Annotated in this window: 9 protein-coding genes; 5 read left to right on the forward strand and 4 right to left on the reverse strand. The window is 67.4% G+C overall.

Going from position 1 to position 13,513, the window contains the following annotated elements:
• Positions 1-5: 5 nt before the first annotated feature.
• Together AC1DWT_RS24135 and AC1DWT_RS24140 are read right to left on the reverse strand one after the other, a co-directional pair.
• The gene (locus AC1DWT_RS24135) at positions 6-1,076 is read right to left on the reverse strand and encodes an aromatic ring-hydroxylating oxygenase subunit alpha (RefSeq protein WP_072938477.1); all 1,071 of its coding nucleotides are present in this window, start codon (positions 1,074-1,076) and stop codon (positions 6-8) included.
• Positions 1,077-1,212: 136 nt separating this feature from the next.
• Entirely contained in the window at positions 1,213-2,028 is an 816-nt protein-coding gene (locus AC1DWT_RS24140) for a class I SAM-dependent methyltransferase (protein WP_206014418.1), read from the reverse strand.
• 121 nt (positions 2,029-2,149) lie between these two features.
• Between AC1DWT_RS24140 and AC1DWT_RS24145 the strand changes: the two genes are divergently transcribed.
• The 4 genes from AC1DWT_RS24145 to AC1DWT_RS24160 all read left to right on the forward strand — a co-directional run bounded on the left by AC1DWT_RS24145 (position 2,150) and on the right by AC1DWT_RS24160 (position 8,975).
• Positions 2,150-2,752 (forward strand): TetR/AcrR family transcriptional regulator, encoded by a 603-nt coding sequence (locus AC1DWT_RS24145; RefSeq protein ID WP_072938316.1) that lies wholly within the window; start codon positions 2,150-2,152, stop codon positions 2,750-2,752.
• 50 nt (positions 2,753-2,802) lie between these two features.
• The gene (locus tag AC1DWT_RS24150; protein WP_095862888.1) at positions 2,803-5,151 is read left to right on the forward strand and encodes an MMPL family transporter; all 2,349 of its coding nucleotides are present in this window, start codon (positions 2,803-2,805) and stop codon (positions 5,149-5,151) included.
• Positions 5,152-5,295: 144 nt separating this feature from the next.
• On the forward strand, positions 5,296-7,029 hold the full coding sequence (locus AC1DWT_RS24155; RefSeq protein WP_095862889.1) for an ABC transporter ATP-binding protein: 1,734 nt from the start codon (positions 5,296-5,298) through the stop codon (positions 7,027-7,029).
• Positions 7,026-8,975 carry an ABC transporter ATP-binding protein gene (locus tag AC1DWT_RS24160; protein WP_072938308.1) on the forward strand — a complete coding sequence of 650 codons (1,950 nt, stop codon included), beginning with the start codon at positions 7,026-7,028 and terminating at the stop codon, positions 8,973-8,975. The genes AC1DWT_RS24155 and AC1DWT_RS24160 overlap by 4 nt, the downstream gene beginning before the upstream one ends.
• 42 nt (positions 8,976-9,017) lie before the next feature.
• On the opposite strand, the gene AC1DWT_RS24165 is transcribed toward AC1DWT_RS24160, so the two are convergent.
• Both AC1DWT_RS24165 and AC1DWT_RS24170 read right to left on the reverse strand, forming a co-directional pair.
• Positions 9,018-10,259 (reverse strand): hypothetical protein, encoded by a 1,242-nt coding sequence (locus AC1DWT_RS24165; RefSeq protein WP_206014421.1) that lies wholly within the window; start codon positions 10,257-10,259, stop codon positions 9,018-9,020.
• A gap of 5 nt (positions 10,260-10,264) precedes the next feature.
• On the reverse strand, positions 10,265-12,148 hold the full coding sequence (locus AC1DWT_RS24170; RefSeq protein WP_206014422.1) for a sulfatase-like hydrolase/transferase: 1,884 nt from the start codon (positions 12,146-12,148) through the stop codon (positions 10,265-10,267).
• Positions 12,149-12,254: 106 nt separating this feature from the next.
• Between AC1DWT_RS24170 and tgt the strand changes: the two genes are divergently transcribed.
• On the forward strand, positions 12,255-13,499 hold the full coding sequence (gene tgt, locus AC1DWT_RS24175; RefSeq protein WP_206014423.1) for a tRNA guanosine(34) transglycosylase Tgt: 1,245 nt from the start codon (positions 12,255-12,257) through the stop codon (positions 13,497-13,499).
• Positions 13,500-13,513 lie beyond the last annotated feature (14 nt).

Here is a 13,513-nt window from a genome sequence, read left to right on the forward strand (position 1 = left end):
ACCGGTCAGCCCGCCGCGGCGGTGACGGCCTGCGACGCGCCGGCCAGCTTCTTCAGGAGGCGGCGAGCGCCGAGTCCGCCGGCGTCGATGTTGATCGACAACTCCTGGTAGCCGTCTTTCTCGGTGCCGAGCGCCTGCTGCAGGATGTTCAGCGCCACGACGTCCTGCATGACGACGGTGCGGTTGTTCTCGGCCAGGAACGTCGTGACGGCGTCGTCGCCGATCGCGAAGTCGCGGGCCACGGCCCAGAAGTCGAGGGTGGAGTTCTCCGTCGACGGGGTGATCGCGTAGACGATCTCGCTGTGGAACGCGTGCGGGTCGGAGCCGTCGTCGCCGGGCAGCGGTGCGCCGACCGGGGCGATGCGGCTGTGCAGCAGGTACAGGCACGGCGGCGTGTACTCGATGTCCTGCCAGCGGGTGATGCGACCCTCGATGCCCGTGGACTCGGAGTAGAACGGCGGGCACTCCGCGTCGTCCATGTGCCGCGATACGTAGATGACGTTCCGGTCCTCGTCGATCTCCGTGGTGATCGGGGTTTCCGCCACCTCGGGGGTGCCGATGTAGCCGCCGTGCAGGTACGTCTCGTGCGAGAGATCCATCAGGTTGTCGACGAGCAGGCCGTAGTTGCAGTCGATCGGCTCCATGCCGGACACGACGGTGTAGTCGGGGGAGTCCATCCACGGTGCGCGGGGGATGCGGGTGGGATCGCCCTGCTCGGGGTTGTCCGGGTCGGCGATCCACACCCACACGAACGAGTCCTGCTCGACCACCTGGTACGAGCGCAGCCGGGCCGTGCGGGGAACGCGGGCCTGGCCGGGGACGAACACGCAGCCGCCGTCGCTGCCGTAGGTGAAACCGTGGTAGCCGCAGACCACACTGTCGCCGTCGAGCCGGCTCGGCGCCTCGGACAGCGGGTAGCGGCGGTGCACGCAGCGGTCGCTCATCGCGACGGCCTCCCCGGCCTCGGTGCGCCAGAACAGGATCGGCTCCTCGCAGATGGTGCGCGAGAACAGTTCGCGTCCGACCTCGCGGCCGTAGGCTGCGACGTACCACTGGTTGCGGGCGATCGTGGACATGAGTGCCTCCGGAATATGCTGGGCTGCTGTGTGATTCGTGACGCCGGACTCGAAGAGGCGGCAGCGTCGTCCCCACCACTGTGCGGCACCGGAGGTGATCCACCACACTCGGTTTCCGAATGCCGGAAGGGTTTCGTCAGGGCTTGCGGACGAGGTACGCGAACATCGTCACCGACATGTGGAAGTCGCCGCTGCGGGCGGCGGCGGTCAACTGGTCCAGCAGTTCGTCGCTTTGTGCGGCGGTGATCGCTCCCTCGGCGATCGCGGCGGCGGTCATCATCTGGACGAGAGGGCCGGTCACGTCGTCCGGATCCTGGATCAACGCCTCCGAGCCGACGTCCTCGACGACGAGTCCGGCGGCGGTGAGCTGACCCGGGAGCAGTCGCCCGGAGTGCGGGTTGGCGGTGTGCGCCAGCATCACGTCCATGATCTTCTGCAGGACCAGGGGATCGCCGGGGTGCATGATCGCCGTGCCCCAGTCGCTGTCGACGATCACGCCGCGCCCACCGGGCCGCAGAACGCGGACCACTTCCGCCACCGCGCGGTCCGGTTCGCTCAGGTGCTGGAAGACCCGCTCGCTGCGCACGACGTCGAGGCGGTTGTCGGGGAACGGCAGCGAGTATGCGTCGCCGATCACGAATTGCGCGGTCGAGCCCTCCTCCTCGGTCCGCTCCCGGGCGAGGAGGGCCATGCCGGGATTGGGATCGAGCCCGATCGCCCGGCCCGCCGCGGTGACCGCGCCCGCGAGTGCTCGGGTCTCCGATCCGGTGCCCGAGCCGATGTCGAGCGCGCTCTCGCCCGGCTGCACGTGCAGGGCGGCGAACGACCACTCGCGCAGTCGCCGGATTCCCGGGCGCGCGGCCTGGACGTCGAGAACGGACGCGAGTTGGTCCAGGGCGGCGCGGTCGATCTCGTCCGCCCGGAACGACAGCGGTGCCGTCGGATCGGACATGGGTCCACCGTAACGCCGCGGTGACCCCCGACACAGTGTCGCGGGAACTGTGGGCAAGGACATAAAAATTGCACACTCACGCAAATTTGCAGAGCTGCGCAAGTTCTGTACCGTCGGTGTAGTGATTTCGGAAATCGGACTGCGGGACCGCAAGAAGGCCGCCACCCGCGCAGCCCTCAGCGGCGCCGCCGCACGCCTGGCCCGGGCGCTGGGCATCGAATGCGTCACCGCTGACGCCATCGCGTCCGAGGCGGGAGTCTCTACCCGGACGTTCCACAACTACTTCTCCAGCAAGGAAGAGGCGGTCCTCGCGCACTTCGAGCAGTCCGTCCACGACTGGGTGGACCTGCTCCGCGCCCGCCCCGAGGACGAGCCGATCTGGGATTCCCTCGAGCACGTGGTGGTCCAGATCGTCACCGCTCCCGGGAAGCCGCTCGAAGAGACCGCCGTGATGATGGACCTCGTCGAGTCCAGCCCCGCGCTGCTCGCGAAGAAGCTCGAAGTGCATCTCCGGGTCACGCGCCTCATCGGCGAAGTGATCGCCGAACGCACCGGCACGAACATCGACACCGACCTCTACCCCAACCTGCTGCACATGGCGGTCGGATCGGCGTGCAAGGCGTCGATCGACCTGTGGCGCAGCGGCAAGACCGGCGCCAGCGGACCCGAAGAACTCGTCCGCGACGCCATGCGTCAACTCCGTCAGGGAATCCCGCAGCCGTAACCGGCTGCCCCGAACCACCCTTCTTTCCACCGACTCACAAGGAGCCTCCCGTGGCCACCTATCTCTATCGGATCGGCAGATTCGCCTATCGGCGAAAAGGCGCGGTCCTCAGCGTCTGGTTGGTGATCCTGGTGCTCATGGGCGTCGGGGCGGCCACGCTGTCCGGGCCCACGAAGGACTCGTTCTCCATCCCGGGCACCCCTGCGCAGCAGGCGCAGGACCTGATGGCCGAACGCTTCCCCGAGGCCGCGGGCAGCGATCCGATGAACGCCGTCAGCGCGCGCTACGTGTTCGCCGCACCCGAGGGGCAGACCCTCGAGAGCGAGCAGAGTCAGCAGGCGATGGACGCCGTGCTCGCCAAGGTGCGCGGCATCGAACAGGTCCAGGACGCCGCCAAGGTCGATCCCGCCAGTGCTTCGGGCGCCGACGCCGCGAAGGCGCTGGTCAACCCCGTCACGGCGAACGATCAGCTCGTCGAGATGGCGAAATCGACGGCGGCCGACAAGGGAATCAGCGAAGCGGACGCCGTCGCGAACGCGCAGGCGCTGTCGCCGCTGAACGCCGACAAGACCGTCGGCTACGTCGAGGTGCCGTTCAAGGGCGGCATGGGCGACGTCGACCAGGCCCTGCGCGACCAGATCTCGGCCGCTGCCGACGCCGGCCGCAACGCCGGACTGACCGTCGAGATCAGCGGGTCCGCCGCCAACGAAGCCGAGCCGCCCGGCGGCTCCACCGAACTCGTCGGCATCGGCGTGGCCGCGGTCGTGCTCGCGCTGACGTTCGGTTCTCTAGTGGCCGCGGGTCTGCCGTTGATCACCGCGATCATCGGCATCATGATCGGCAGCCTCGGCATCACCGTCGCCACCGGATTCACCGACCTCAGCTCGATGACACCCACGCTGGCCATCATGATCGGCCTCGCCGTCGCCATCGACTACTCGCTGTTCATCGTGTCCCGGTTCCGGCACGAACTCACCCTCACGGACGACCGCTCGGAGGCGGCCGGACGGGCCGTCGGCACCGCCGGCTCCGCCGTGGTGTTCGCCGGTCTCACGGTGATCATCGCCCTGATCGCGCTGCGCGTCGTCGGGATCCCGTTCCTCTCCGACATGGGTGCCGCGGCCGCGTTCACGGTGTTCATCGCCGTCTCGATCGCCCTGACACTCCTGCCCGCGATCCTCGGGCTGTTCGGGAAGAAGGCGTTCGCAGGCAAGATCCCGTTCCTCAGCAGTCGCGACCTCGAGGACGACGAGGGCAAGCCGAGCCTCGCCCTGCGGTACATCAGCGCCGTCGTCCGCAGGCCCGCGATTCCGCTGATCGCCGGCGTCGTGGTGCTCGGGGCGCTCGCCATCCCCGCGACCGGCCTGAGCCTGGCCCTGCCCGGCGAAGGCACCGGCGACCCCGCCACCAGCTCCCGGCAGGCCTACGACCTCGTCAGCGAGGGCTTCGGCCCCGGCAAGAACGGTCCGCTGCTCGTCGTCGTCGACGCCAAGGACGTCACCACCGGCACACCGTCGGAGGCGTTCGGTGAGGTCGTGAAGACCATCACCGCGCAGGACGACGTGTCCAACGCGCAGGTCGTCGGCGTCAACAAGGCCGGCGACACCGCGCAGATCCTGGTCACGCCGAGCAGTGCCCCCAGCGATCCGGCCACGATGGACCTGGTGAGCAACATCCGCGGGGCGGAGGCAGATCTGCACGACTCGATCGGCGTCAACTACGGCGTCACCGGACAGACCGCGCTCGAAGGCGACGTGTCCGACACGCTGCAGGACGCGCTGATCCCGTACCTCGCGGTGGTCGTGGGCCTGGCCTTCCTCCTGCTGCTGCTCGTGTTCCGCTCGCTGCTGGTGCCGCTGACCGCCACGCTCGGCTTCCTCCTCAGCGTCGCGGCCACATTCGGTGCCACCGTCGCGGTGTTCCAGGAAGGCTGGGGCGGCATCATCTCCAACCCGCAGCCGATCGTCAGCTTCATGCCGATCTTCCTGATCGGTGTCGTGTTCGGACTCGCGATGGACTACCAGGTGTTCCTGGTGACCCGGATGCGGGAGGAATACGTGCACGGCGCGACCTCGAAACAGGCCGTCACCGTCGGCTTCAACCACGGTGCCCGGGTGGTCAGCGCCGCCGCGGTCATCATGATCTCGGTGTTCGCGGCCTTCATCGCCGAGCCGAACTCGTTCATCAAGTCGATCGGCTTCGCCCTCGCGGCCGCCGTGTTCTTCGACGCCTTCATCGTGCGCATGGTGATCATCCCGTCGGTGATGGCACTGCTCGGCGACAAGGCCTGGTGGCTGCCGAAGTGGCTGGACAAGATCCTGCCCAACGTCGACATCGAAGGCGAGAAGCTGAAGAAGGTGCTGCACGACGCGGACGAATCGCTGCAGCCCGTCCGGTAGGCGCTCCGCGCCCGTGCGCCTTTTTGGTAGTTCCCGCTACCAGAAAGGCGCACAAGGCCGCAGGCCCGAAAATCCGCGGGCCTGCGGTCGTTTCTGTTGGTAACCTTCGGACATAATGATGACCCGCCAGGATCGCTGCTGCCCATGTTGAATGCCCTGCTCACCACGTACCTCCGCCCGTACAAGCGGGAGCTCACGGCGGTCGTCTTGTTCCAGCTGGTCGCGACCGCGGCCGCGCTCTACCTGCCCAGTCTTAACGCCGATCTCATCGACAACGGCGTCACCAAGGGCGACACGGCCTACATCCTGTCCACGGGCGTCATGATGCTGCTCGTCACCGTCGTGCAGATCATCTGCTCGATCGGTTCGGTGTTCTTCGGTGCCCGTGCCGCAATGGGTTTCGGGCGCGATGTGCGCCGCGCCGTCATGCATCAGGTCGGGAGTTTCTCGTCCCGGGAGTTCGGCCGTTTCGGCGCGCCGTCGCTGATCACCCGCAACACGAACGACGTGCAGCAGGTGCAGATGCTCGTCGTGATGAGCTGCACGATTCTCGTGATGGCCCCGATCATGTGCGTCGGCGGCGTCGTGATGTCGATCCGGCAGGACGCCGGACTGGCCTGGATCCTGGCGGTCACCGTGCCGGTGCTCGCGCTGTCCATGGGTTTCGTGATCTCGCGGATGGTGCCCGCGTTCCGGGAGATGCAGACCCGCATCGACGGGGTCAACCGGGTGCTGCGTGAGCAGATCACCGGCATCCGCGTGGTGCGGGCGTTCGTCCGCGAGCGCTCCGAGATGCAGCGGTTCGGCGACGCCAACGAGCAGCTCACCCAGACCGCCCTGCGGGTCGGCAGGCTGACGGCGGTGATGTTCCCGCTCGTGATGGTGATCGCGAACGTCACCAGCGTCGCCGTCATCTGGTTCGGCGGTCACGAGATCAACAGCGGCACCATGCAGGTCGGCTCGCTGACCGCGATGCTCAGCTACATCATGCAGATTCTGATGTCGGTGATGATGGCCTCGTTCATCGCGATGATGGCGCCCCGCGCCACCGTGTGCGCCGAACGCATCGGCGAGGTGCTCGGCACGGACTCCACCGTGGTGCCGCCGGTCGATCCGGTCACCGTGCTGCAGAACCCCGGGGTGGTGGAACTGCGCGACGCCCAGTTCAAGTTCCCCGGCGCCGACGAGCCCGTGTTGCGCGACATCAGTTTCCGCGCCGAACCCGGCAAGACCACCGCGATCATCGGCGGCACCGGCTCCGGTAAGACGACGCTGCTGTCGCTGATCCCGCGCCTCATCGACGCCACGTCGGGCGCGGTCACCGTGTCCGACACGGATGTGCGCCGCATCGACCTGGACGTCCTGCGGGCCGGCATCGGACTGGTCCCGCAGCGGCCGTACCTGTTCTCGGGCACCGTCGCCACCAATCTCCGGTACGGCAAACCCGACGCCACCGACGAGGAACTGTGGCGGGCGCTGGAGATCGCGCAGGCCGCCGATTTCGTGCGCGCCATGCCCGAGGGCCTCGACACCCCGGTCGCGCAGGGCGGCACGACCGTCTCCGGCGGTCAGCGGCAGCGGCTCGCCATCGCGCGGGCGCTGGTGCGTCGTCCGTCGATCTACCTGTTCGACGACTCGTTCTCCGCCCTCGACCTCACCACCGACGCCCGGCTGCGTGCCGCACTCAAACCCGAGACCTCGGACGCGTGCGTCATCGTCGTCGCCCAGCGGGTCTCGACGATCGTGGAGGCCGAGCAGATCGTGGTCCTCGAGGACGGCGCGGTGGTCGGAATCGGAACCCACGACGAACTGCTCGAGACGTGTCCGTGTTACGTCGAGATCGTCGAATCCCAACGATCGGTCCAGGAAGCACTATGAGCGATCGCGCAACCACCACCACCGCCGAAAGGCCCGTCGGCCCGCGTATTCCGGGACCGGTCGCTCCGGGAGCCCCGGGGTCCAAGCCGCACGATCTGTGGCCGTCCACCAAGCGGCTGCTGCGTCGGCTGCGTCCCCACCGGATCGCCGTCGGCGTCGTTTTCCTCGTCGCCGCCGTGTCGGTGGTGCTCACGTCGATCGCGCCGCGCATGCTCGGCCAGGGCACGAACCTGATCTTCGACGGCATCATCGGCGCGCAGTTGCCCGCCGGAATGTCGAAGGATCAGGCCGTCGCCGCGCTGCGGGCCGACGGTCAGAACACGTTCGCCGACATGGTGTCCGGCATGGCCGTCGTCCCCGGGGTCGGTATCGACTTCACGGCACTCGGCCGGGTGCTGGCGATCGTGCTGGCCCTGTACCTGGGGTCGTCGGTGTTCATGTGGCTGTCGGGTTTCCTGCTGAACATCGTCGTGCAGGGCGTCGTGAAGAACCTGCGCGCCGAGGTCGAACGGAAAATCCACCGACTTCCGCTGCGGTACTTCGACTCCCACTCCCGCGGCGACCTGCTCAGCCGGGTCACCAACGACATCGACAACGTCTCGCAGTCGCTGCAGCAGACGATGAGCCAGCTGATCGTGTCGGCGATGACGGTGATCGGCATCCTCGTGATGATGATCGTCATCTCGCCGCTGCTCGCGCTGATCGCCGTGCTGACGGTGCCGCTGTCGATCCTGGTGACGGCGCAGATCGCGAAACGGTCCAAGACGCACTTCGTGTCGCAGTGGAAGTCGACCGGCGAGCTCAACTCGCACGTGGAAGAGGCGTACACGGGCCACGAACTGGTCACCGTGTTCGGCCGCGGCCGTGAGGTGGAGGCACGGTTCGAGGAGCAGAACGAGGCGCTCTACCAGGCCAGCTACCGGGCCCAGTTCATCTCGGGCCTGATCATGCCCGCGATCATGTTCCTCGGAAACCTCAACTTCGTGGCCATCGCCGTCCTCGGTGGCATGCGGGTGGCGTCCGGCACCATGAGCCTCGGCGACGTGCAGGCCTTCATCCAGTACTCGCGCCAGTTCACCCAGCCCCTCACCCAGATCGGGGCCATGGTCAACCTCATGCAGTCGGGTGTGGCGTCCGCCGAGCGGGTGTTCGCCATCCTCGACGAGGACGAGGAAAACCCGGACCCGGCCGACGCACCCAACCCGGCCGAGGTCTCGGGCCGGGTGGAGTTCTCGGACGTCTCGTTCGGCTACACGCCGGAGAAGCCGCTGATCGAGAACCTGTCGCTGGTCGCCGAACCCGGCCAGATGGTGGCCATCGTCGGACCCACCGGCGCAGGCAAGACCACCCTCGTCAACCTGATCCTGCGGTTCTACGAACTCGACGGCGGCAGAATTCTCCTCGACGGCGTCGACATCGCCGAGATGTCGCGAGACGACCTGCGGTCCCGCATCGGCATGGTCCTGCAGGACGCGTGGCTGTTCGGCGGCACCATCCGCGACAACATCGCGTACGGACGTCCCGGCGCCACCGAGGAAGAGATCCAGGCGGCCGCCCGGATCAGCTACGTCGACCGGTTCGTCCACTCGCTGCCCGACGGCTACGACACCGTCATCGACGAAGAAGGCAGCAACATCAGCGCCGGTGAGAAGCAGCTGATCACCATCGCCCGGGCCTTCATCTCTCAACCGTCGATCCTGATCCTGGACGAGGCAACCAGTTCCGTCGACACCCGCACCGAACTGCTCGTCCAGCATGCGACGGCAGTCCTGCGCAGCGATCGCACGAGTTTCGTGATCGCCCACCGGCTGTCGACCATCCGCGACGCAGACCTCATCGTCGTCATGGAGGACGGTCGCATCGTCGAGCAGGGCAGTCACGAAGACCTGCTCCTCACCCGCGGCGCGTACTACCGTCTCTACAACAGCCAGTTCGTCAGTGCGTAAACGCCTGTGAGTACTTATTAACCACGGGCGGTTAACAAGTACTCACAGGCACGCAGTGCTTCCGCCGGCCTCGAAGGTGGCGGTGTCGCAGTAGGCGGAGCGCGGATAGTACGGACCCATCGTGGTGGCGGGGTCGGTGTGATTGCTCTGCGACGCCTGCACCGACTGCGGGTAGAAGGCGTCGGACGGCAGCATGTACCGCAGGAACAGCACCTTCTTCGCGACGTCGGTGGAGCCCCAGGGGATGACGGTGACGGTCGGGTCGGCTGCGGCGCGGGCGGGGACGTCCTGAGGTGCGGCGACGACGTACGTGTAGTTGCCGTCGCCGTCGGTGCGGGTCTGGAAGTCGGCGGCGCACGCGACGACCGGGTAGGGCGTCAGCTGGTCGTTCTGGCACATCGACCAGTACCGCACCTGGCGGCCGGGTGCCGTGACGGGTTGTCCCGCACGGGTGTCGGGGAACGTGGGCGCCCGGCCCTGCACGACGACGATGCGTCCGGGCTGATAGGTCAGCCCCGCTCCGACGTATTTGTTGTCGCCGTTGGGGAACAGGCCCGACGTGCTCGCCGGGTTCACGAACGTCGCCTCGGGCACGTTGCCGGGGAACGCGCCGGACGCGGCGCCGGCGATGATCTGATCGAAGCCGGCCTCCGCGACCTGTCCGAGCGGGCCGTTGTCGTAGGCGGACGGGTCGAATTCGGATCCGCACGTCGGCACCGGCGACGTCCGGCCCGCGGACGTCAGTGTCACGTCGGGCAATGGGACTCCGCCCGACGGTGATGCCGGATCGTCGGGCACGTACACCCGGATGATGAGGAAGCCGACGGGTACCGACTGCGCGCCGGCCCCGGCGGGCAGGGCCTGGATCTGGTTGCGCGCGTGATCGGCCGGACCGGTCACGACCGTCGCGTGCCAGCGCTTCTGCGTTGCAGGCAGCGAACCTGCTGAGGCGTCGGTGAAAGGGTTGCCGCTGCCCGGGTCGGGCCCGATCTGGTTGTCGCGCAACGTGTCGACCGTGTCGAAGTTGGTTCCGTACGTGTTGAGCGAGAAATAGCGGGCGGCCGGGTAGGTGCCGCTCAGTTCGATGGTGTCGCCGGACGCCAACGCGTAGGGCAGAACCCAGTACGTCGCGCTGGCGTCGGGGAACGCGACATTCAGCACCGTCGAGTTGGACATGAACTGCCACGCGCACTGCGCCGTCGGCGGCGGGGCCGCGGAGGCGACGGAGACCCCACCCGACCACATCAGCAGAACCAGCACGGCGGCAACAATTTTCCCGGCCATATCCGTCAGAACACCTCCCCGAACGCGGTCAGCTTGTCGATGCCCTCGCGGTCGATCTGGCCGGGGGTGTACCGGTTGATCACCTGGATGTAGGTGAGGTACCGGGCCATCGCGTCCGCGCTCTGCTGAGCGAACGCCGGGGGCAGCGGCGCGGCGAGCTGAGTCGGCAGATACTGGGTCATCAACTGGGCGGCCATCGCGGGGCCGCGCGGGTCGTGATCGAAGGTGTTGTCGAGTTCCGCCCGACCGCGGTCGGTGGCGTAGTCGTAGAACTCGTACTGGAACGACGCCGGGTCGACGTAGGCGGTGGGCCCCAACCACTTCGAATACACCGCGACCTTCGCCTCGGGGGTGCGCAGCACGTAGATGTGGGTGGGCGAGTTGTTCCAGTTGATCCCCTGCGGTGCGTGCTCGTTGGTGGCGAGGAGGACGTGGTCGCGTCCTGCCGCGGCGTTGCTCCGCAGCAGCGGCAGGAGGTCGACGCGCTCGGCATACGTCGCGAACAGGTCCCCGGACATCCAGTTCCGGTCGCCGTAGCCGAGCGTCGCGAGCAGCGGCACGACGTCGACGCTCGACGTGAGCTGGCCGCGCGGGGTGTCGGTGTCGCCGGTGAACCGCCCGGTCGGGTCAGCAACGATCAGCGGGATGTGGAACGCCTCGTCGTAGGCGGTGGACAGCTTGCCCGCGACGAAGCCGTGCGCCCCGGCGTATTCGCCGTGATCGGACGTCATGACGAAGACGGTGTTCGCCGCGACGTCTTCCGGCAGCGAATCGATCACGGTGCCGATGTGGTGATCGACCATCGACAGCACGTTGGTGTAACTGTCCAGTGCCCGTTCCCAGTACGTGTACGGCGCGAACGCGATGTGCCGGTCGGGATCGGTGCCCTGGCCGTATGGCTGGAGGTAGTAGTTCGACAGGTTCTGGACGTCGTCGGTGACGCCGCCCCACACCAGCGCCTGGAACTCCCGCGCGAACACCTGGGTGCTCGGTTTCGACTGCAGCGCCTTCTCGGGTTCCCAGTTGGGCGGCACGGACGGGTAGCCCAGCCGCGGCGGGTCGCTCTCACCGGTGGTCACCGACCACGTCCGGGCGGGGCTGAGCGGGGGAACGTTGTTCGCGTACAGCGACTGGTAGCGTTCCGCTTCCGTTCCGGCCCAGAAGAACTGCTGGTCGTGCGGGTTCACGAAGCTCGCCGTGAGGCAGAACGGGCCGTCGGAGGGTTTGCGCGTCGACAACCACGCCGCGGCCTGGTCGGCGATGTGCCCGTCGAATTCGAAGCCCTCACCGTTCAATCCGATGATGTCGGGCATCGTCAGTCCGTCGAACCCGTACTCCTCGAGGTAGCCGGGGGCGAGTCCCGAATCCTCGTCCGGCGACGGCGACAGATGCCACTTCCCGACGTACGGTGTGACGTACCCCGCCTGCCGCAGCAGCTTGCCGTACGTCGGGAACTCCCGCCCCATGGCCGGGGACGGAACCGGCGACGCCCGATTGCCGGTCCGGGTCTGCAGCATCCAGTTCTGCAGCGGGTAGAGCCCGGTGACGAAACATGCGCGGCCGGGGCTGCACGCCACCCCGGCCGTGTAGTGCTGCGTGAACTTCACCCCGGGCGCCCACAACTTGTAGAGGTTGGGCATGAACCGTTGCAGGAACTGATCGGGAGTGGTGATACCGGCCGGAAAGACCTGGGGAAACCGCATCTCGTCGACGACGATGAACACGATGTTGGGCTGCACGTAGTTGTTCGGCTGGCGGCGCAGCGGTTGCTCCGACGCGTCCGCTCGACGGTCGAAGAGACCCGACATCACGGTCACCCCGCCCGCGACCGCGGCACCCGAGAGAAACGTTCGCCTGTCGATCCGATGGCCGGTCTTCTCGTCGCTCATGGCGGTTCCTCCGGTCGAGGGGATGGGATCGTCACACTCTCTGTACCCACTTTCGAACGAAGTAGTGATGTGTCGCCGGAAATGTCGCGCGTGATTGGATACACCCGTGAATGCCGTAGTCCCGACCCCGCCCGATCCGTTCTTCACCGTCGGCACCCGACTCGACGGACAGCTCGGCCGAACCGGAACCATTCACACCCCGCACGGCGACATCGCGACGCCGTCGTTCGTGGCCGTCGGCACCAAGGCCACCGTCAAGGCGGTGCTGCCGGAGAGCATGAAGGACCTGGGCGCGCAGTCGCTGCTCGCCAACGCGTACCACCTGTACCTGCAGCCGGGACCGGACATCGTGGACGAGGCCGGCGGGCTCGGCAAGTTCATGAACTGGGACGGCCCGACGTTCACCGACAGCGGCGGATTCCAGGTGATGTCGCTGGGCGTCGGATTCAAGAAGGTCCTCGCGATGGAAGCGGTTGGGGTGCGCTCCGACGACGTCATCGCGAAGGGCAAGGAACGCCTCGCGACCGTCGACGACGACGGCGTCACGTTCAAATCGCACCTGGACGGGTCGCGGCACCGGTTCACCCCCGAGGTGTCGATGCAGATCCAGCATCAGCTCGGCGCCGACATCATGTTCGCGTTCGACGAGCTCACGACGCTGCTGAACACCCGCGGCTACCAGGAGCAGTCGGTGGAGCGGACGCAGGCGTGGGCGGTGCGCTGCATCGCCGAGCACGAGAAGCTCACCGCCGAACGCGCCCACCGCCCGTACCAGGCGTTGTTCGGGGTCGTCCAGGGCGCGCAGTACGAGGACCTGCGGCGGCAGGCGTGCCGGGGGCTGGAGTCGATCACCGGGGAGAGCGGACGCGGCTTCGACGGGTACGGCATCGGCGGGGCGCTCGAGAAGCAGAACCTGGGCACCATCGTCCGCTGGTGCAACGAGGAGCTGCCCGAGCACAAGCCGCGGCACATGCTCGGCATCAGCGAGCCGGACGACGTCTTCGTGGCCATCGAGAACGGCGCCGACACGTTCGACTGTGTGAACCCGTCGCGGGTCGCGCGCAACGCCGCGATCTACCACCCGGACGGCCGGTTCAACATCAACACCAGCCGCTTCCGGCGTGATTTCACCCCGATCGACGAGAACTGCGACTGCTACACGTGCGCGAACTACACCAGCGCCTACATCCACCACCTGTTCAAGGCGAAGGAAATGCTGGCGTCCACGTTGTGCACGATCCACAACGAACGCTTCACGGTGCGGTTGGTCGATCAGATCCGCGCCAGCATCGAGGGCGGCTACTTCGAGGAGTTCAAGGCCGAGACGCTGGGCCGCTTCTACCGCACGTGAGTGGGAAAGCGTCC

Source organism: Rhodococcus sp. P4_B6 (assembly GCF_056402215.1).